16 protein-coding genes are annotated in these 19568 nt (G+C 49.8%); 5 read left to right on the plus strand and 11 right to left on the minus strand.

Annotation, left to right across the window (positions count from 1 at the left end; translation table 11 throughout):
* On the plus strand, positions 1-867 hold the full coding sequence (locus BN1044_RS10645; RefSeq protein WP_072308642.1) for a helix-turn-helix transcriptional regulator: 867 nt from the start codon (positions 1-3) through the stop codon (positions 865-867).
* Here BN1044_RS10645 and ptsP read toward each other — a convergent pair.
* From ptsP to BN1044_RS10670, 5 genes are all read right to left on the minus strand, one after another.
* Positions 864-3359 carry a phosphoenolpyruvate--protein phosphotransferase gene (gene ptsP / locus BN1044_RS10650; protein WP_072308643.1) on the minus strand — a complete coding sequence of 832 codons (2496 nt, stop codon included), beginning with the start codon at positions 3357-3359 and terminating at the stop codon, positions 864-866. The two genes, BN1044_RS10645 and ptsP, sit on opposite strands and share 4 nt — an antisense overlap.
* 26 nt (positions 3360-3385) lie before the next feature.
* A complete protein-coding gene (gene ypdE / locus BN1044_RS10655) occupies positions 3386-4429 on the minus strand; it encodes an aminopeptidase (protein ID WP_072308644.1) in 1044 nt (347 codons plus the stop codon).
* Positions 4426-5535 (minus strand): aminopeptidase, encoded by a 1110-nt coding sequence (gene ypdF, locus BN1044_RS10660; RefSeq protein ID WP_072308645.1) that lies wholly within the window; start codon positions 5533-5535, stop codon positions 4426-4428. The genes ypdE and ypdF overlap by 4 nt, the downstream gene beginning before the upstream one ends.
* A gap of 86 nt (positions 5536-5621) precedes the next feature.
* Complete coding sequence (locus BN1044_RS10665) at positions 5622-6878, minus strand: PTS fructose transporter subunit IIC (RefSeq protein ID WP_072308646.1); 1257 nt, start codon at positions 6876-6878, stop codon at positions 5622-5624.
* 141 nt (positions 6879-7019) lie between these two features.
* A complete protein-coding gene (locus BN1044_RS10670; RefSeq protein ID WP_025799789.1) occupies positions 7020-7346 on the minus strand; it encodes a PTS fructose transporter subunit IIB in 327 nt (108 codons plus the stop codon).
* A 271-nt stretch (positions 7347-7617) separates the two neighbouring features.
* Between BN1044_RS10670 and BN1044_RS10675 the strand changes: the two genes are divergently transcribed.
* On the plus strand, positions 7618-7974 hold the full coding sequence (locus tag BN1044_RS10675) for a DUF1294 domain-containing protein (protein ID WP_072308656.1): 357 nt from the start codon (positions 7618-7620) through the stop codon (positions 7972-7974).
* A gap of 188 nt (positions 7975-8162) precedes the next feature.
* Here the strand turns inward: BN1044_RS10675 and BN1044_RS10680 are convergent, their stop codons facing one another.
* From BN1044_RS10680 to sbcD, 3 genes are all read right to left on the minus strand, one after another.
* A complete protein-coding gene (locus tag BN1044_RS10680; protein ID WP_072308647.1) occupies positions 8163-8513 on the minus strand; it encodes a helix-turn-helix transcriptional regulator in 351 nt (116 codons plus the stop codon).
* A 234-nt stretch (positions 8514-8747) separates the two neighbouring features.
* The gene (locus BN1044_RS10685) at positions 8748-12440 is read right to left on the minus strand and encodes an SbcC/MukB-like Walker B domain-containing protein (protein ID WP_072308648.1); all 3693 of its coding nucleotides are present in this window, start codon (positions 12438-12440) and stop codon (positions 8748-8750) included.
* A complete protein-coding gene (sbcD, locus tag BN1044_RS10690; RefSeq protein WP_072308649.1) occupies positions 12437-13711 on the minus strand; it encodes an exonuclease subunit SbcD in 1275 nt (424 codons plus the stop codon). The genes BN1044_RS10685 and sbcD overlap by 4 nt, the downstream gene beginning before the upstream one ends.
* A gap of 229 nt (positions 13712-13940) precedes the next feature.
* On the opposite strand from sbcD, the gene phoB reads away from it, so the two are divergent.
* The 3 genes from phoB (at position 13941) to BN1044_RS10705 (ending at position 17165) form a co-directional block, all read left to right on the plus strand.
* A complete protein-coding gene (gene phoB / locus BN1044_RS10695) occupies positions 13941-14630 on the plus strand; it encodes a phosphate response regulator transcription factor PhoB (protein ID WP_004091956.1) in 690 nt (229 codons plus the stop codon).
* A 232-nt stretch (positions 14631-14862) separates the two neighbouring features.
* Complete coding sequence (phoR, locus tag BN1044_RS10700) at positions 14863-16212, plus strand: phosphate regulon sensor histidine kinase PhoR (RefSeq protein WP_072308650.1); 1350 nt, start codon at positions 14863-14865, stop codon at positions 16210-16212.
* Positions 16212-17165, plus strand: a complete 954-nt coding sequence (locus BN1044_RS10705) for a PstS family phosphate ABC transporter substrate-binding protein (RefSeq protein WP_072308651.1) — start codon at positions 16212-16214, stop codon at positions 17163-17165. Before phoR ends, BN1044_RS10705 begins: the two co-directional genes overlap by 1 nt.
* 137 nt (positions 17166-17302) lie before the next feature.
* Here the strand turns inward: BN1044_RS10705 and BN1044_RS10710 are convergent, their stop codons facing one another.
* From BN1044_RS10710 to BN1044_RS24120, 3 genes are all read right to left on the minus strand, one after another.
* Positions 17303-17632, minus strand: a complete 330-nt coding sequence (locus BN1044_RS10710; RefSeq protein ID WP_072308652.1) for an Imm58 family immunity protein — start codon at positions 17630-17632, stop codon at positions 17303-17305.
* Between the two features lie 234 nt (positions 17633-17866).
* Complete coding sequence (locus BN1044_RS10715; RefSeq protein WP_072308653.1) at positions 17867-18139, minus strand: hypothetical protein; 273 nt, start codon at positions 18137-18139, stop codon at positions 17867-17869.
* A gap of 11 nt (positions 18140-18150) precedes the next feature.
* The gene (locus BN1044_RS24120) at positions 18151-19497 is read right to left on the minus strand and encodes an RHS repeat-associated core domain-containing protein (protein WP_139130925.1); all 1347 of its coding nucleotides are present in this window, start codon (positions 19495-19497) and stop codon (positions 18151-18153) included.
* Positions 19498-19568 lie beyond the last annotated feature (71 nt).

Raw genomic sequence — 19568 nt, forward strand, 5'->3', positions numbered from 1 at the left:
ATGTCGCTGACGGCTCATCCGTTTTTCACTGAGTTATTAAGTGGGCTGGTTTTGAATCCTCAGCAGCTCAAGCACACATACTTTGCTCAGCGTTCGCGTGATAGCCAAGGCCATTCGTTAGGGAATAGCCTTGGTGCGAAATTCCCGCGTCTTGAGATTGTTTTACGCGGCAGCTATACGGCAGAAAAGCCCGCTGGCACGAGCATCACGTTGGCTCACGGCGAAGCGTTGTTTATTCCTGCATTTGCTAGCAGCCAGCCGACGTGGGACAAGGATGTATTATTGCTTAGCGTGCTGTTTGCGCCGTCCTACATTGGTTTTCATTTCTTTGATAAACGCGCTACGACGGCGGGTTTTCATCGTTTAAGAACGCTGGAAATAACCCAACAAAATGCCGAAGAGAGTGAACATATTTTACAGGCGCTAAACGCGTTGGCGGCAAGAACGGCAGATCCTGATATTGGTCGTTATTTGGTTCTGAGTTTGCTGCATGTTTGCCGTAACCAGTTGGCCTTACCGTTGGCAAATAAAATGCAGCGCGGTGCCTTTTTATATAAAAGTATCTGTACCTACGTTCAGGATAATTTTTCCAGTGCGTTAACCCGTGAAAATACCGCGGTCATGTTTAATATCAGCGCTAATCATCTGTCTCGTATTTTTCAGCAAGAGGGAAGTATGAGCTTTATTGACTATCTGCACTGGGTGCGGTTGGGCAAAGCCAAGATGATCTTGCAGAAATACCATTTGAACGTGAACGAAGTGGCCCACCGCTGTGGTTATAGCGATGCGAGCTACTTTTGCCGCCTGTTCAAGCGGCAGTTTGAGATAACGCCCTCGGAATACCGAGAGCGTTTCCTGTCGAGTTAAAAGGTTAATTCGCTTTGTAGCAGCGAGAGAATGGCTTCTGCGTTGGGTGCTGAGCGCATCGCTTCGCGAAACTCTTTCTTCACTAATTTACGCGCGAGCTGGGAAAAGACTTTAACGTGACTAACGCTGTCTTGTGCGCCTAGAGTCAGCATAATAACGAAATCGACCTCACCCATTTCTGACTGCCAATCAATAACGTTTTCGAGCCGAGCAATGCTGATACTGGAGTGTTTAATATGAGTCGATTTGGTGTGCGGAATGGCAAAGCCAAAGCCGACGCCGGTGGTGACGATATCTTCACGCTGCCAGATATCCTCTTCCAGTTCGGTAGGATGATCGGTGCGATCCTGAATGGCTAAATTGCCGCACAGGTATTGAATCACCTGTTCTTTATTCGTCAGGTGAGCGGGAACGATAATATTCTCTAGCGCCAGCAACGGTTTCTGATCTGCGGGGATCGCCTGCGTATCCAGTAACGCTTCAATATCGTTAGCCGATTTGCACTCACAGGCGCGGTTGGCCAGTGCTACGCACTCTTCGGCGCTGAGTTTGCGTGCCAGCTCTTTAATCGCCGGAATGCGCGCGCCGCTCATGCTGAGCTCGTCTAAACCTAGACCAATCAGCAGAGGCAGATAACGAGGTTCCCCACCGAGCTCACCGCACAGTCCCACCCAGCGTTCACGTCGATGCGCGACGTCGATAATCTGGCGCAGCATACGCAGAAACGAAGGGGTAATCGGATTATAAAGGTGCGCGACGCGCTGGTTATTGCGATCGACGGCATACAGATATTGCGTCATATCGTTGGAACCAATGCTAAAGAAATCAACCTCATCGCAGAAGTGGTCGATGATAAAACACACCGATGGCACTTCAACCATAATACCGAGCTCTAGGGTTTCGGCGTATCGCAAACCTTCTGCTTTCAGCGAGCGCTGAGCCGAGGCAATTTGCTGTTTTACCCACAGAATTTCATCGAGCGTGTGTACCATTGGGATCATTAAACGCGCATACCCGGTGGTTGCCGCTCGAAGTATGGCGCGCAGCTGAATGGTAAATAGCTCGGTAAACTCGGGATAAATGCGCACCGCGCGATAGCCAAGAAACGGATTTTCTTCTTGAGGGATATTCAGGTAGCTGATTTTTTTGTCGCCGCCGATATCCATGGTACGAAAAATCACGGGATGGGTGCCCGCATTCATCAACACCTGCTGGTAGGCTTCAAACTGTTCTTGTTCATCGGGCGCTTTATCGCGGTCCATAAACAACATTTCGGTGCGAAATAGGCCAATGCCTTCCGCCCCTTGGCTAAACGCCGCGGGGGCTTCTTGCGCAGTACCAATGTTGGCACCTATTTCAATGCAGCGCCCATCCTGCGTGACCGCTGGAAGATCCGCCATTTTCAGCTGACGTGCACGGTTTTGTTGTTCCAGCCCAAGTGCAACAGAGAAATACCCACTGACGTCTTCGTTGGGCTCAATCACTAGAATGCCGGCCTGCGCGTCGATAAAGACGGTCTTATCATCTAAGTGTTGCAAGGCCGACAGTTCGATCCCCGACAGCACGGGAATGCCCAACGAGCGCGCTAAAATGAGCGTATGCGAGGTGCGCCCGGTTTGCGTTAACACCATTCCTGCCAGTAGCTGTTTGTCTAAGCTTAAAAACTGACTCGGCGTGATATCTTCGGCGGCAATAATCGTCGGTTTATGCAAAACAAGGGGATCACCCAAATTGACGTTGGGATAGGCGACGTGCAGTAATTGAGCGGTAATGTCTCTAATGTCTTGCACGCGCTCGCGCAGGTACTCACTCGCCGACATGGCTAATTTGCCGCACACTTCTTCCATGCTTTCAATGGCTGCGGTCGCCAGACTGCACTTTCTCTGATTCAGATGACGCAAAATGTTTTGGCTAAATTCTTTGTCCTGAATCAGCGAGAGATGCGCATTGACAATGGTTTTGCTTTGCCCTTTTAGGCTGGTCAGCTGGTGGTTAAGCTGCTCGGCTAGCGCAATTAGGCTATGTTCAAGCAGGAGTGGGTCCTGCACGTTGGCCGGTTGTGATTTATAAATGTCGATATTGGTATGGCGGTAGATTAACAACGCGCCATGCCCGATGCCGCTCGAGAGCCCACAGCCATGGATCAGGCTTGGCTGAAAACGAGAAAGCGAGCGTGGAATAGGGCGCGTGGTGGCTACCGGTAGAGGCTCAATTTCACTGTCGCTGTCGGCAAAGCTCTGTTTAATATAGGTATCTAACGCGCGATAGGCTTTTTCTTCATCGTGCCCGTGGATTTCTAGCAGGCAGGCGTCGTTGAACAATGTTCCGGTGCTGATAAGCGCTAGCGAACTTTTAGCGTCGGCACGGTGGTTTGAGCGCTGATTAATAAAGATAATCTCACTGTCAAACAGACCGCACTGCCCCTTGAGCTCATAGGCTGGGCGGGCATGTAGGCCGTTTGGCAGAGGGCAGAGAAATTCTATCTTTAGCATGGCATGAATCCTTTTCTAAACTCGCGCTACTGCGAAAAGTCCGTTAGATGATGGAGTGTGTCGGCATTCAGTCGATGGATGACTGCAACGAGAAGCTGTTTGGTCTGTTCGATATCCCGCAAATCTGCAATTGATGCGGCGCAATGACCATGTCGCGTCGGTGCACCCAGTACCGCGGTTGGAATACCTTTGCCGCAAAGATGTACGCTGCCGCCATCGGTACCGCCGTTGCTGAACATATCAGTCTGCAATGGAATGGCATTTTGCTGCGCGGTGTCTTGAATAAAGTTCAGCAGGCGCGGGGACGGAATTAGGGTTTTGTCGTACATCACCAGCATCGGCCCTTGTCCAATTTGTCGATGATTCGCGGCGCCGTAATCGAAGTTTTTTGACCAACATGCGGTGTCGAGGATTAAGGCTAAATCAGGCTGAATCATGTGTGCCGCAGTTTTACCACCGCGCATTCCCACCTCTTCACTAGAAGAAGCAACTAGCCAAATTTCGGCTTCCAACTCAACGTTGCGCAGGGCGTACATTAATTCAATCAGCAAGAAACAGCCGAGCCTGTCATCAAAAGCTTTTCCCATGATACGCGATTCAGGAGAAAGCACTTTGAAGTCGCTAGCGTAGGTAACGCGATCGCCAATGCGAACCCCACACTGATTCACTTCTTCCGCCGATGTAGCACCAATATCTACGCACAAATTACGCGCTTCAGATCCGTGTAGCTCAGCGTCCAGTAATCCGTGGATTTTGTTGCCGTGCTGCGTAGTAATGCGAACGGGCTGCATGAAACGAGCTAGCATGCGCACATTGCCAATGGGGATAACCTCAACACCACCTTCGCGAGTGATGCTACGCACCATAAAACCCACTTCATCCATATGGGCGCAAATCATAATCTTTGGCCCTGAGGATTGGTTGAGCTGAATCAGCGTTGAGCCTAGCCCATCAAAAGAGACCTTTTTGCCGCATAGGTTTGCGTGCTGTATGAGAATATCGCGAACTTCCTGTTCGGAAGAGGCGATGGCATCTGCCTCGCAGAGGGCCTGCAAGAGATCGATATTCATTGGATATCCTCGCCGGTGGTCAGCAATTGTTTGGGCATTTGGTATAAAACATCACAGCCGTTTTCGGTGACCAATACCACGTCTTCAATGCGCACGCCGCCCAGCTCTGGCAGGTAAATGCCGGGTTCTACGGTCAGCAGCATGCCGGCCTGTAGCAGCGTGGTGTCTGTTGGCGAGAAACGCGGATTTTCATGCACATCAATGCCAATGGCGTGGCCGGTATTATGGCCAAAGAAATTGCCATAGCCTGCGGCTGAAATGATGGAGCGTGCCACGCCGTCGACATCACAGCAGCGCACGCCTGGTCGAATAGCGGCGATGGCAGCGAGTTGAGCCTGCAATACCACCTGGTAAATCGCATAAAGCGGGTGCTCTTGCAGCGGTTTATCGTCATTGCCCTCAACCAAAAACGTGCGGGTCATGTCCGAACAATACCCCTGATATTGAGCACCAAAGTCGAGCGTGATCAACTCTCCGGCTTCAACGACTTTTTGTGAGGCTTTGGCATGAGGCATGGCCCCACGGATCCCGCTGGCAACGATGGTGTCGAATGATGTTTTTTCCGCGCCTTCGTTTTTCATGAACCATTCAAGTTCGTTGGCGATCTGATGTTCCGTCATGCCGGGGCGAATATATTGGCGAATGTGAGCGCAGGCGCAGTCGGCAATTAAACATGCAGATTTGATGGTGTCGATCTCGGCCTGCGTTTTTATTTGGCGCAGTTCATCGAGACAAATTGGGCTCATCTCAGCGTTAATTTTTTCGATAAGAGACAGGCTTTGGCTGTAGCTCAGATGCTCGGCTTCAAACCCAACACAGGTGAGTTTTTCCTGCGCAATGATTTGATTGAGGATGGCCGATGCGTGGTGTTGCGTATCCGTCATGTGCAGTTGATAACTCTCTGCCTTGGCGGAGAGTTCATGATAATAACGTGAGTCGACCAAAATATGCTGGCTGGTGCGGGTGATAAAGAGATATCCCGATGAGCTAAGCAACCCAGTATGACTAAATTTATTCTGTTTAGCGTTAATAATAACGGCGTCTAAATTGCGTTTGGCTAGCCATATTTGACAGGCGGCGATCGCTGAATAGGGGGATTTATGCATGAGCTACTCGCTTAAATATCATGTTAAGGCAGACCCGCCATACTTGCTGCCACCGACTGTTAACGTGATGGCAGCACCTTTATCAATTAAGACATCACCTCAATGTGCAATTTGCCTTTCTTAAATAGGATATTGCGGATAAATACGGTAATCAGCGCGGTCACGATGGCACCTAATGCAATACCAAAGATATAAGCCCCTAAATTGGTGACTAAAGGCCACGCCCAAATAGCCGATTCAGGGAACCACTGCACTGCGCCTAATGCAACGGCGGTGGTTGAGCCAACGATGGCACCCGTCATATAGGCCGGAATCGAGGCCAATGGGCTTTCGAGTAGGAATGGAATTGCGCCCTCGCTAATCCCCATGAAGGCGAGGAACATAGCGGTTTTCCCCTGAGGATACAGTTGGCTGCTAAACAAGTGGCGCCCGGTGAGGCGGTAGTCAATGAGCGTTGCCAGCCCTAAACCGATAGGGGGGATCACAATCGCGATAGCGCGCGCGGTGATTGGCAGAACGTGATCGCTGGTGAAGCTAAAAGCGATAAAGCCTGCCGCTTTATTTATTGGCCCACCGAGGTCAATAGCGGTGGTGGCGGAAATTCCCACGGCATACATCAGCACGCCTTTATCGCCCGCCGCTTGCAGCATGACGCGAATACCGGCATTCACCCAACCGCCAAACGGGGTAATGACGTAGTACATTGCTAACATAACAAAAACGGCTGACAGAATAGGTAATAAGAAGGTGGTTTTAAATGCCAGTAAATAAGCAGGTAATTGGATTTTGGCATTCATCCATTTCACTAAATAACCGGCGGCAATGGCGATGATCAGCGCGCCAATAAACGTTGAGGGAACCGGGGAATTAGTGACCCATTGCAGTTTACTTAAATCCCATGTTAATTCAGGCGTTGGCTGAGTTGCGATTAATCCCCCAATAAACCCTGCGGGAAAAGCCAGTTTTCCGCCGATTGAGTTAGCAACAAAAGCGGCAAACATCGGGATGGCAAAGCTAAATAGAATTCCGCCAAATGATTGCGATAAATAAGCAAACTTCATCAAGGACAGATTGAAACCAACGTACTTTCCGGTGTTGATGGCCTCCATAATGCCCATCTCGGGAGGCACTTTTAGCCATGCGTAGGCGATAAGCTGGGAGAAGGCGAGAATAACGCCGCCCATGATCAGCGTCGGTACCATACGTGAAATACCTGACATTACATGCTGTGGTAGATCGCCCCACATACTGGGTTTTGCCGTTGGCATCGCATTTGGATTTTTAGTCAGTGTCGCTTCGCCGCCTGACGAAGGATTCACTGCGCTCCTTTTCTTAATAGCCATAGGTACATCTCCCTGATGAGTTCATTGAAAGTTATACCCGTCATACTTCAAGCTGCATTTTTGTTGGCTGCGTTCATTCACCCGCATCATTTACTTGCTGCCTCAATGCAACTCGAATTATTTGGGTATAGACGTATATTTTTATTGTTCAGATTGAATCATCTCTTCAATTTCACGCAGGATCCCATCCGCATTTTTAATCGCGTCCTGCAGGGTAATTTCATACACGTCGCGGCTTTCAAAGCGTTCGTTATCTTCAGGCGTAATGGCAACTGAATGAATAATGATGTCGGCCTCCGCGATATCCTGCGCGGTTAAGCGGTTTTCGATGCCGTCTGCACCCTGAGTTTCAATTTTGATCTGGTCATAACCTGCGGCTTTTGCGGCATCTTCTAGCGCCTGAGCGGCCATAAACGTATGAGCTAACCCCATTGGACATGCACAAACAGCGATAAATTTTTTAGTCATAACTACCTCTGAGTCAGAAAGGGAAACCAATCGCGCTACGTTGCTTGCTCTTTTACGTAGGCTGAAATCTTGAAGGGAGTATGGCGTTTAAAAATGAGGGGATGTTATGGGACAAAACATGCATTTACTGGATATTTATATCCCTAATTGTGAAGTGTGAGCTCTCTCGCATTGTATCGGCGTGTTTTTTCGGAGGTGGTAGCATTGCATCATGCTGCGTCGAGGGCCACTATACGCACGCTTTCATAATTCTTTTCAATCGGTTTATCGTATGAATCTTAATCGTTTTTGTTATCTTTTGCTCGCACTGGCGGCAGTCGGTAGCCTGTTCTCTCTGCATCCGTTTGTGATGTGGTGCCTGTTACTCAATGCGTTAACGTTGATTATTTACGGTATTGATAAATTAGCCGCCATAAAATCGTGGCAGCGAGTCCCCGAGATAACGTTGTTATTCTTTGGCCTGATTGGCGGCTGGGTCGGCGCGATTTTAGGTCAGCAAATTTTCCGCCATAAGACGCAAAAACAACCGTTTAAAACCTATTTTATTATCACGGTGATGGTGAATTTAGCCGTAACGATTGGGGCTATGTATTGGGTTTATCAGTATGGGATAGGGGTTCAGTGGTAGAAGACGCCTATCCAATGGGGGATAACGATTCGTGCTTTGGCCGAGTAAAAGTTATCCCCTCCTATTATTAAGTCATGATAAAAAATCATCCCCCATAACTAGCAATGCTAATAAGTTTTTAAACATAATTTACCTCGGCGTAAAAATATAAATAATGTATACCCGAAAAAATTCTGCCGCTTATCTTATTATATTTCTGGCCGCATTGAGCGGTAGCGGAATTCAGTTGGAGACATATTGAAATAGCCTTTAAATATCTGGCAGAAAGTGCTCTGGCTTGGGAACCCCATTTCCTGTGCAATTTCGAAGACTTTTAACTCTGTGGATATGAGTTTTTGGGCGGATGCTTTTAGTCGTGTAGTTTTGATGAAGGATGAAACGCTAACGCCGTGGTGTAATTGAAATTCACGTAAAAAATAAGAGCGTGAGTATCCAGATATTCTTATCACATCGGAGGCATTGATCCCTTGGTGGATATTTTCATTAATCCAACAAATTACAGCTGGAAAGCTTTGAATAACACATTTTTCTCTTTTCATATTCTTATCCTAATTGGCTCAATTTTAAGTTGCTCCACCTAAAAGCCCTCAAGGATTGTACCAATGCGAAACCGTTAAAATAATCAAGTTATTAATAACGATATGTTTAGATAAACTGAACGAGCTAGGATGGGATATCACTCCGACGGACATTGCGAGAAGGACAATGTTGTATAGAACATTGTCCTTCTCGCAAAAGCAAAGCTTAACAAAATATAAAGATTAGGGGATGTTTTATTCCCCATTCCCTATCGCATACTGCGCTTCTAAGCGGCTAATCCCCAACCCATTCACTTTTTTCACTTTTATTTGCACCGGTATCCGTTCTTTCATGGCTTCAACGTGGCTGATGACGCCAATCATTTTGCCGGTTGCGTTGAGCGTATCGAGGGCATCGAGCGCGGTATCAAGGGTTTCCGCATCCAGTGTACCGAAGCCTTCGTCAAGGAAGAGCGAATCAATGCTGGTTTTATGGCTGACCAGATCGGATAGCGCCAGCGCCAGCGCTAAACTCACCAAGAAGCTTTCGCCACCGGATAAGGTGCGAGTATCGCGTACCGCATCGGCCTGCCATGTATCGACCACTTCTAGCTCCAGCGCGTCGCTGGTTTTACGTTGCAGCAAATAGCGACCGTGCAGGCGGGCAAGCTGCTGGTTGGCCAAATAGACCAGGTGATCCAACGTTAAACCCTGCGCAAATTTTCTGAATTTATCGCCGCTGCTTGAGCCAATTAGCTGGTTGAGATAGCTCCAGTCTTCATACTCCTGCCTGCTCTGTTCAATACGCGCAAATAGGCTTTTCTGCCCCTGTTTTCGCTCGGCGTCGCTGCGGATCTGCTGCTGAATTTGTCCCTGCTGTACGCTGTTTTCGCGCAGTTGCTCAGCCAGCATAGATAGTTGCTGATTGAGATTTTCTAGCGTGGCATTGATATCAAGGTTTTCAGGGCGTTGCGCTAGCCACTTGGATAGCTCGCTTTCTGCCTGCTGCAAGAAAGCTTGTGCCTGCGAAAGCTGATTTTTGCATTGTTCACGCAGTGCGATCAGGCGTTTGAGCTCACTTTCGTCTAACAGCGCGGCAATTAACGTATTTTCATCAGCGAACAGACTGTTTGCCAATGCCTGCTCAAACTCTGTTTGCTGCTGGCTGAGCCGTTGTTCTAATTGCAAGCGTTGTTGTTGAGCGCTTTCGAGCTCACCGCTCAGTTTATGTAGCTGTTGTCGTATCTGGTGTTCAGCCTGTTGAGCTTGCTGAAGCTGGTTTTCAACCTGCTGTTCAGACTCAATTAACGAACGGCGTACCTCGTCTACGCTACGTCCATTCAAAAGGCTTTGGCGTTCGGCCTGCATCTGCTTCAGGCGGGTTTCAAGCTCAGAACAAAGCTGATGTTGTGTTTGCCACTGTGTTTCTAGGGCGGCAAAGGTTTGGCTGAGGCTGTGCTCTTCCGCCATCAGGCGTGTATTTTCTAGCGTTAGTTTTTGGCTGTGGTTTTGGCGCTGTTGCCAGAGCGTAAACTCGTTGCTGCGCTGTTCCAGCCATTCGGCTTCGTTGCCAGAGATAGGCGCGGTTAATTGCAGTTTATGCAGTTCATCGGTAAGGGCGATGTCACGTTGCTGCTGCTGTGCTAACTGTTTATTGTAGTCCTCGCGCCACTCATTGAGCTGCTTGCTCTGCGTTTGAGTGCTCAATTCCAGCAGGCTGATGTGCTGTAGCGTTTGGTTGACCTCTTGCTGAATATTGTTCAGCGCATCTTTGGTCTGCTGCCAGCTCTTGCTCAAAATCTCTCGCTGACGCAGCGTGTTTTGCAGAGCCTCTTCTTGCTGATTAATTTCGGTGAGATAGCTTTCTAGCGCCTCACGGTCGTCAATCGCTAAGCTGAGTTCGAGCGCTACCGTTGCCTGAGCCCAGCGCTGTTGATACTGCATGACTTCAGCTTCAACGGCTTGGGCTTCTTGCTGCTGCTGATTTTGCGTCTGCAGCATCAGCTTGTGCCGCTCTCCCAATTCGCTGCCTTCGCGACTGAGATTTTCGACTTCTATGCGTAGCGCGTCGCGGCGCTGTTCACTGTCTGAAAGGGTGGGTGTTTGGTAGTTTTTAACCGCCGGATGCTCCAGCGATCCGCAGAGTGGGCAGGGATCGCCAGCCACTAAGCACGTACGTTCTTGTTCCAGTCCGATCACTCGACGCTGTAGATCGATCTGCTTTTCCAGATCGCTAAGATGCTGACGTTTCTCTTTATAGGCTAAGCGTTTGGCGGCTAAAAGCTGCTCTAGGGCGTGCAGTTCCTGCGTGCGTTGCGCATTTTGTAACTGCAGCTGTTTTTGTCTCTGTGAGGCTTTTTCAAACAGCGGGCTGGTTTGTATCAGAATTTGGCGCGCAGGCTGCCCACGGTGCAATTTCTCACGCTGTGCTTCTAGCTGCGCTGAACTGTGTTTCTGGTTGAGCTGCTGATGCTGTAATTCAGCTTCAGCGCAGATTTTTTGCTGCTGAGCTAAACGCTGGCTGAGTAGGGAGCCCGCCTGCTGCAGAACCGTGAGCTTTTCTGTTTCGGCAGCGATATTCTTTTCTGCATCGGTAATGCGTTTACGCAATTCATTTAAGGTTTGGTTTAGCTCAGCCGATTGTTCGAACTGGCTTTTCCAACGGCCTAAATGGCTATTCCATTCAGCATGTTGTGCCGTGTCTGCTAGCTGTTGCTGAAGCTGGTTGATTTCCAGCAGCTGGGCCTGCAGTTTTTCTCGGTTTTGCTTAAGCGTGGTTTCCTGTTTCCGCTTTTCTTCACTAAGTTGCGTGAGTTTTTGCTGCTGAATTAACAGGTCTTCGCGTATCTGCGCCAGCCGTGAATCAAGCGGAACCACCTGTTGGTTAATCAGCGTTTCCGTTGCAGCACGTTGCTGCTGCTGTTGCTGTTTGGCATGAAGCGCTTGGGATGACGCGGTTTGCAGCGAGGCTATCTGCGAGGTCAACTGTTGGCGCTGCTGTTCGCGCTGTTGCTGGTTTTGAGTCGCAGATGCTAAATCAGCGCGTGTCTGGCGTAGCGTTAGCAACAATGGGCGCAGTTTCTCGGCCGGTTCACTGCGTTCAAGGCGTAAAATTTCCGGCTGGGCGGTTTGCCATTGCTGCGATGCTGCGGTAACGCGCTGAGTGCACTGTTCTCGGTTTTGGCTGAGCTCTTGGCTTTTTTGCAGCCAATGGAGGTCGGTCATCAGCGTTTGGCGCAACGACGTTTGCTGCTGTTCTTCACGTTGCAACTGGGATAAACGCTCGGTGAGCTGGTTTAACGCCTCTTCGCTGAGCAGCTCTACGCCTGCGGCGCGTTCATGCAGCGTATCTAGATCGATTTTTGCCTGTTTGAAACGCTGGAATATTTGTTCGGATAGTTGCCCATAAATTTCGGTGCCGGTGAGTTCTTCGAGTAATTCAGCTCGCTCGGCCGGATCGGCGTTGAGGAAGGCGGCGAACTGGCCCTGTGACAGCATCATTGACTTGGTGAAACGGCCAAAATCCAAACCGGTAATATCGGCAATTTTATGCAGCTTGGTTTGGATTTTATCGGTAATGATTTCACCATCGGCAATATGCGCGAGCTCTACTTTTGGCGTTTGTAAATTGCCATCTGGCTTATTATTGGCACGGCGCTGGCTCCAGAAGGCGCGATAGCCGACCCCTTTGACTTCGAATTCAACTTCTGCCAGTGATTCTGCGGTGCCGCGTGTCATCAGTTCATTTTGCGTTGGCGACACTTTCAAACGCGGCGTTTGGTGATACAGCGCTAAACAGAGTGCATCAAGCAGCGTCGTTTTGCCCGCGCCGGTTGGGCCCGTGATGGCAAATAAGCCGCTATTGGCAAAGTCTTCACGGGTGAAATCGATCTTCCATTCGCCCTTGAGCGAGTTGATGTTTTTTAATCGTAGGCTGAGGATTTTCATGCGTCATGCTCCTCACGAGTCTCGTCTTGCTGTTGTTCTAACACCAGCTCATCCAGCACCTGATGGAATTGATTTCGAATGCGCGATTGCTGTGCGATCAGCGCTTCATCGTCGGTTTCTTCCTGCGCCAAACGGCGCTCAAAGACGTCGCTGACGCTCAGCTCGCTCAGCGTTTCTTTGTCTTGGCGCTTGAGGGCGCTCAAGCGTTGTTCTTTGCTGCGGCGTAGCAAAATAACCTCAACGGGAAGGTTTTCTGCCTGCTGCTGGATCCGGCGTTGGAGATCGTTTAAATAGGCGCTGCTGCTGATTTCAATATCCAGCCAGACCGGTTTTTCGCTCTTGCCGTGATCCGCCGTGGTGGGTTTAAATGCGGCGAGCTGTTGCTCGATTTGCTCAATGCTGCCTTTGATGAGCTGCATTGGCTGAAACTGTGGGACTGGCATGAGCGTCACTTTTTCCAGCGTAGCCCCTGAGAAATCGACTAAGCAGATGCTTTTCTCACTGCCTAGTTCATCGAAGCTAAGGGGGATCGGCGAGCCACTGTAGCGAATATGCTCGCTGCTGGTCACGCGCTGGGGGCGATGGATATGGCCCAACGCAATGTAATCGGCAGGAGGAAACGCGGAGGCAGGGAACGCATCGAGTGAACCAATGTAGATATCACGCACCGAGTCGGACGTGCTGGCACCGATAGTGGTGAGATGTCCGGTGGCAATAATCGGCAGGTTTCCGCCTAAGGCGTCGCGTTCGGCAACGGCCAGATCGTACAACGACTGATAATGCGCAGCGATAGCCTGCTGGAGGGCGTTTTGTTTTTCTGCGGCAGATTGCCCCGCTAAGCTGATTTGGATATCTCTAGGGCGCAGATATGGCACCGCGCACAAAATAGCGCCGACGGAGCCATTGCGCTGTTTGAGCGGCAATACCTGATGCTGTAAATCGCCTGCGCTGCTGGCGATAACTTGGGTGTTCAAGCAGGCTAATAAATCGCGAGATTCATTCAGCGTGGCGACGGAATCATGGTTGCCACCTAACACCACCAACTGGCAGCCCGTTGACTGTAATTCCACCACGAAGCGGTTATACAGCTCGCGCGCGTAGCTCGGCGGTGAACCGGTATCAAATACGTCGCCAGCCACAATAATGGCATCGACTTGATGCGCCGATGCTTGTTCAATGAGCCAGCGCAGAAAGGCCTGATGTTCAGCGCTACGGCTTTTGGTATAAAAATGCTGACCAAGGTGCCAGTCTGAAGTATGGATAAGACGCATAAGAGTCCTGCTGTCCTTGCTGAGCGTAGCGTGGGTCACTACCGAGAATAAAATTGATTATACGCAATCTCGAGGGGAGGTGAACCCATGTCCGGCGCGAAGGCCATAATCGGTCTAGGTTTACAAAACCATTTATTACAGTGATGCTGGGCATATTGTTTTTTTTCATAAATCTGTCATAAATCTGACGCATAATGGCGCCCGCAACCAAACTTAAGCAGGATTAACAATGGCCAGACGCATATTGGTAGTAGAAGATGAAGCGCCAATTCGTGAAATGGTGTGTTTTGTTTTAGAGCAAAACGGCTACCAACCGGTTGAAGCCGAAGATTATGACAGCGCGGTGAACTCGCTTTCTGAGCCTTATCCTGATTTAGTGCTGCTGGATTGGATGCTGCCGGGCGGTTCTGGGATCCAGTTCATCAAGCATATGAAGCGCGAGGCGTTAACGCGTGAAATTCCTGTGATGATGCTGACCGCTCGCGGTGAAGAAGAAGATCGCGTGCGCGGTTTAGAAGTGGGCGCAGATGATTACATCACCAAGCCCTTTTCGCCCAAGGAACTGGTGGCCAGAATTAAAGCTGTGATGCGCCGTATTTCACCGATGGCGGTGGAAGAGGTGATTGAAGTGCAGGGGCTGAGCCTCGATCCGACATCACATCGCGTGATGGCCAATGAAGCCCCGTTGGATATGGGGCCCACTGAGTTTAAGTTGCTGCATTTTTTCATGACTCACCCCGAGCGCGTTTATAGCCGCGAGCAGTTGCTAAATCATGTCTGGGGCACTAACGTTTATGTAGAAGATCGCACCGTGGATGTTCATATCCGCCGGCTGCGCAAAGCGCTGGAGCTGAGCGGGCATGATAAAATGGTGCAAACCGTACGTGGGACGGGCTATCGTTTTTCGGCGCGTTTCTAACCCGCTATGCATATGCCGTGACGCTTGTTTAAAAGATCGAGATACACGGGGCTAGCACACCGCGGGGCGCTCCGGCGGCTTGCGCCGCTACGACCCTATCGGTGTACTCCCCCTAAAATCGAGCTTAAGTAAACGGTATGATTATGCATTGGGACCCTTAATCGGGCCTCACTGATTTTGGGTATCACTATGTCTATTATTTCTATGTTGTTAAGAACAAAGAGCCAACATCGTGCTTGAACGCCTATCGTGGAAAAGACTGTTGCTGGAGCTGCTGTTTTGCTGCATTCCGGCGGTGATCCTTGGGCTACTGATCGGCTATTTGCCGTGGTTTCTGCTGGCTGCGGTGTCTGCGCTTTTAGGCTGGCATTTCTATAACCAGTTGCGCCTCTCGCACTGGCTATGGGTCGACCGTAGTATGACCCCACCCGCAGGGCGAGGAAGCTGGGAGCCGTTGTTCTACGGGCTGTATCAGATGCAGCAGCGTAATCGACGCCGTCGTCGCGAGCTGGCACTGCTGATTAAGCGTTTTCGCAGCGGCGCAGAGTCTTTGCCCGATGCGGTGATTATGACGACCGAAGAAGGCAATATTTTCTGGTGTAATGGCTTGGCGCAGCACCTGCTCGGTTTTCGTTGGCCGGAGGATAATGGTCAGCACATTCTTAATCTTCTGCGTTATCCCGAATTCACGCATTATCTGCAATCGCAAGATTTTGCCCGACCGCTCACGCTGCACCTCAATAATGGCCGTTTCTTTGAATTTCGGGTGATGCCGTATGCCGAAGGTCAACTGTTGATGGTGGCACGCGATGTGACTCAAACGCGGCAGTTAGAGGGGACTCGACGTAACTTCTTTGCCAACGTAAGCCATGAACTGCGAACGCCGCTGACCGTGTTGCAGGGCTACCTCGAGATGATGAACGATGAGGATATGGCGGCTCCGGTACGGCAAAAAGCGCTTGCGACCATGCAAGAGCAAACCAAGCGCATGGACAGCTTGGTGAAACAGCTATTGACCCTCTCTAAGATCGAAGCGGCTCCGCCGATTGCCCTGAATGAAATTGTTGATGTGCCCGTGATGCTGCATATGCTAGAGCGTGAAGCGCTGTCGTTGAGTAACGGTCGCCATGAAATCACCTTCCGCATCAACGATAAACTCAAAGTATTCGGTAACGACGATCAGCTGCGTAGTGCGGTTTCTAATCTGGTATACAACGCGGTTAACCACACGCCGGACGGCACCAAAATTGAAGTCTGCTGGCAGCAAACTACCCAAGGTGCGCAGTTCGAAGTCAGCGATAATGGCCCCGGCATTGCAGCAGAGCATTTGGGGCGTTTAACGGAGCGTTTCTATCGGGTCGATAAAGCGCGTTCGCGCCAAACCGGCGGCAGCGGCTTGGGGCTAGCGATAGTCAAACATGCGTTGAATCATCATGAAGCTACGCTCAATATCATGAGTGAAATTGGCCTGGGCACGCGCTTCGTGTTTACCCTGCCGCCGCATCTCATTGTGCCACTATCAGGTGAGAGCGTGGCGCAAAAAAACAAAGGCCAGAAAGGGCTACCGAGCAAGGAAATCTGATGCAGGGACGTCAAATCAAACAATGGAAGGCGGCGCTGATTGGCGTCGTTTATGGTTTTATCTCGTTACCCGCGATGGCCGTTGGTCAGTCTATGTTATCGGGGAATTTGTCCAGTGCGGGTTCGGATACGATGGTGAACCTGATGGCGCTGTGGGCAAATAACTTTTCGCAGAGTAACCCCAATGTGAATGTGCAGCTGCAGGCAGCGGGGTCGTCCAGCGCACCCACTGCGCTGGCTGCGGGCGCCGCTCAGCTAGGGCCGATGAGTCGCCCTATGAAGGCGGCGGAAATCGCGGCTTTTGAGCAGCACTATGGTTATCCTCCGTTAGCCATACCCGTGGCTTTAGATGCTTTAGTGGTGTTGGTACATCAAGATAATCCGCTGCGTGAAATCAGTTTTAATCAACTAGACAGCATCTATTCCAGCACGCTGCGCTGTGGTGATTCAACGCCGATTACCCAATGGAAAATGCTGGGTTTAGGCGGAGAGTGGAAGTCGCGAGCCATTTCGCTCTATGGGCGCAACTCGGCGTCGGGCACCTATGGTTATTTCAAACAGCAGGTGTTGTGTAACGGCGATTTCAGCCCACGTGTCAACGAGCTGCCAGGCTCGGCATCGGTCGTGCAGGCGGTTGCGGGTTCTCTTAATAGCATTGGCTATGCCAGCATCGGTTTTCGTGCCAGCGGTGTGCATATGTTGGCGGTGAGCCAGTATGGCGGCCCAGCGATTGAGCCGACGGCGGAAAATATTGTGCAAGGCCGCTACCCGCTAGTGCGTCATCTGTATATCTATGTGAACAAAGCACCGGGAAAACCTCTGTCACCGCTAACCGCCGCCTTTATGGACAGCGTGCTGTCGGCGCAGGGCCAAAAACTGGTGTCACAAGACGGCTATATGCCTTTATCAGCGGCAGATGTTGCACAGGCGAGGGCGGAGTTGGGGCTGGAGTAGCATGCTCCAATTCTGTGTGTCGGCTATTCCCTATCAACAATAAATATTCTCATAGGAGTTGATAGAGAGCTCTTAAACGATCGCTGCTTTATTTAAGGCTTAGTTAAAAGAATAAAATATATGTGTTTCTTTGTCGGTTACTCAATTTTTTTTAATCTGTTATTATAAAAAAAGAATGAGAGCTCATCAAACTCAATTGTTTTCTCTGTTTTATTTAACACGATATTCTTCTCCGGATGCTTTTGTACTTCTGTGCTTAGTTTTTGATATACTTCATTTAAACTTTTCCCACGCCATTCACTTTCGATAAGATCAGTGATGATAATTCTGGATCTTACTTCTGAATCTACACTTGCATTAACATATGCGAGTGTAATAGAGCGGTCTATCCATAGATATGTTAAAACTGTGCATAGTACTGATAATATTACTAGTGATGTTATCAGTATAACAGTTGTTAATTTCATTTTTGTGCTGCCTCGAATGCATTTTTTGAGAATGTTCTACATTGGTTAGATGAAAAAGGATTCCAATTATATTTATCCCTTTCTTTATTATTCGCCACGCTAACCGCGTAATCATAAGCCGCCTGTTGGTCAGCCGTTTGGCTACATGTCAGTTCAACCAGTGTATTATGTCCTCATTGCAGGCTTAAGCCAGTAACGGCCACCTTATCGTAACAGATAAATATTGTGATTTTTTTACTTATAGCTTCGTGCTCTTCTTTTTTTATGAGAAGAATGTGATGCAAATCTATTTACCAGAGTTAAATCAATACAATCCCCTGAATAATATACAAGTCCAGCTTGTGGAGATTCTACCATTATCCCCACATTAAAATCTCCCCACTCATCTTTATCGAAACCTTTAGCAAACTCGTTGTTTTCAAAATTGCAAACAACGACTCCGTTCATTCCTCCCCCAAGAGTAACGATATCCCCCAGTAAAACATCACTACCATCTGGATACTTCATATTCGATCCTTTTAAGACACAAACGGTTCTATAGGTATAGAACCTGCTGGAGGTGGAAAGCCATTAGCAGCATCAGCTGCACCACTCTCTTTCCAAAAACATTGACAATTATTAGGATTCTGATTTGCTTTGTACAGATTATAATGATCGCCTGTATATGGATGGTGAGGCTTTCCTGGCGGGACTAGATCATGACGATACCCGATAGTTCCCCGTGGTACTATGTTTCCACTAATTGTTTTACAAGGTGGGCAGAGCTTTTTCTCCTCACAGTTAGCTAAATTTTCTGTTTTTGTTTGTTGCAATTTTTCGTTAAGTGCTTTCGTCTCTTTATTATTGCTCGCAACAATCACTACACCTGCGGAGCCCACAACTAACCATTGCCATAAAGAATAAACTGCCGCACCTTCAAGAACACAAGCATCTTCAAGACATAACCCTTTGGGATCTATATTCATGATCGGATTCAACGGGTACGTGTACGGGTTTAATCCCCCCCTCAACCCAATCGGATCCTGAGTAATATACCGTCCTATCGTCGGATCGTAATAGCGATGGCGGTTGTAGTGTAGGCCGGACTCTTCATCGTATTGCTGCCCCTGCATTCTGATTGGTTGGTGCAGCTGATGCGGATTTTCTTCGCTTAGCGCATTGCCCCAGGCGTCCAGCGTGATGGACCAGTCGATATCGCCGTTGAGGTTGATGAGCTGTTGCGGTGTGCCGAGGTGGTTGCAGTCGTACAGTTGGGCGGCGTAGGGCGTATCCGGCAGCGGGTCGAGTAGGGTGGCCAGATAGTCAGGGCTAAGCTGAACCTGATTGAGCCACGCGTGCTGTTCTTCGCTGAGGCGGTTGGCGCGCAGCGCTAGCTCAATGTGGTGCAGGGTTTGCTTGAAATCGGGCGGCAGCGTGATACCGACTTCCTGCTCAAGTTTGTCGGCCAGCGGAGTGACCGTGGGCGGCTTATCGCCTTCAAAGCGCAGCAGGGGCACAAAGCTGTGGGGTAAATAGACCGTGTGAATGCGGGTGCCATCGCGCTCGGTGAGCACCAGTTTGTCGCCGTCCCAGCCGAACCAGCTGATGTGCTTGGGCTGGTTGCGCTGCATGACCTGTTTACCGATGCGTCGCCCTAACGGGTCGTAGCAGTAGCGGCCGCCGCGTAGGGCTTCGCCGTCTTGCGCGCAGAGGTAGCTGACGAGCCGATGGCTGCGGTCGTAGCGGTAGTGATGGACTTCGCCCGCGTCGCGTTTGCGGGTTTTTTGGCTGAGGTTGCCGTACTGGTCATACTGATAATAATAATGCGTATCTTCGCTCAGGCGATTACCCGGATGGCGCATGTCGGCCATAAAAGCTTCGGGCATGTAGCGGTTGATGAGTCGGTTGCCCGCAAGGTCAAGGTGGTAGTCGGTGTGGCGGTGGGCGCTGCGCTCGT

The sequence above is a fragment of the Hafnia alvei genome (assembly GCF_900095695.1).
Classification (GTDB): domain Bacteria; phylum Pseudomonadota; class Gammaproteobacteria; order Enterobacterales; family Enterobacteriaceae; genus Hafnia; species Hafnia alvei_B.

What these genes read in the sequence shown, in the direction of transcription:
- BN1044_RS10645 (WP_072308642.1), top strand. Translation starts at nt 1, where the DNA reads ATGTCGCTGACGGCTCATCCGTTTTTCACTGAGTTATTAAGTGGGCTG.
- ptsP (WP_072308643.1), bottom strand. Translation starts at nt 3,359, where the DNA reads ATGCTAAAGATAGAATTTCTCTGCCCTCTGCCAAACGGCCTACATGCC.
- ypdE (WP_072308644.1), bottom strand. Translation starts at nt 4,429, where the DNA reads ATGAATATCGATCTCTTGCAGGCCCTCTGCGAGGCAGATGCCATCGCC.
- ypdF (WP_072308645.1), bottom strand. Translation starts at nt 5,535, where the DNA reads ATGCATAAATCCCCCTATTCAGCGATCGCCGCCTGTCAAATATGGCTA.
- BN1044_RS10665 (WP_072308646.1), bottom strand. Translation starts at nt 6,878, where the DNA reads ATGGCTATTAAGAAAAGGAGCGCAGTGAATCCTTCGTCAGGCGGCGAA.
- BN1044_RS10670 (WP_025799789.1), bottom strand. Translation starts at nt 7,346, where the DNA reads ATGACTAAAAAATTTATCGCTGTTTGTGCATGTCCAATGGGGTTAGCT.
- BN1044_RS10675 (WP_072308656.1), top strand. Translation starts at nt 7,618, where the DNA reads ATGAATCTTAATCGTTTTTGTTATCTTTTGCTCGCACTGGCGGCAGTC.
- BN1044_RS10680 (WP_072308647.1), bottom strand. Translation starts at nt 8,513, where the DNA reads ATGAAAAGAGAAAAATGTGTTATTCAAAGCTTTCCAGCTGTAATTTGT.
- BN1044_RS10685 (WP_072308648.1), bottom strand. Translation starts at nt 12,440, where the DNA reads ATGAAAATCCTCAGCCTACGATTAAAAAACATCAACTCGCTCAAGGGC.
- sbcD (WP_072308649.1), bottom strand. Translation starts at nt 13,711, where the DNA reads ATGCGTCTTATCCATACTTCAGACTGGCACCTTGGTCAGCATTTTTAT.
- phoB (WP_004091956.1), top strand. Translation starts at nt 13,941, where the DNA reads ATGGCCAGACGCATATTGGTAGTAGAAGATGAAGCGCCAATTCGTGAA.
- BN1044_RS10705 (WP_072308651.1), top strand. Translation starts at nt 16,212, where the DNA reads ATGCAGGGACGTCAAATCAAACAATGGAAGGCGGCGCTGATTGGCGTC.
- BN1044_RS10710 (WP_072308652.1), bottom strand. Translation starts at nt 17,632, where the DNA reads ATGAAATTAACAACTGTTATACTGATAACATCACTAGTAATATTATCA.
- BN1044_RS10715 (WP_072308653.1), bottom strand. Translation starts at nt 18,139, where the DNA reads ATGAAGTATCCAGATGGTAGTGATGTTTTACTGGGGGATATCGTTACT.
- BN1044_RS24120 (WP_139130925.1), bottom strand. Translation starts at nt 19,497, where the DNA reads ATGCCCGAAGCTTTTATGGCCGACATGCGCCATCCGGGTAATCGCCTG.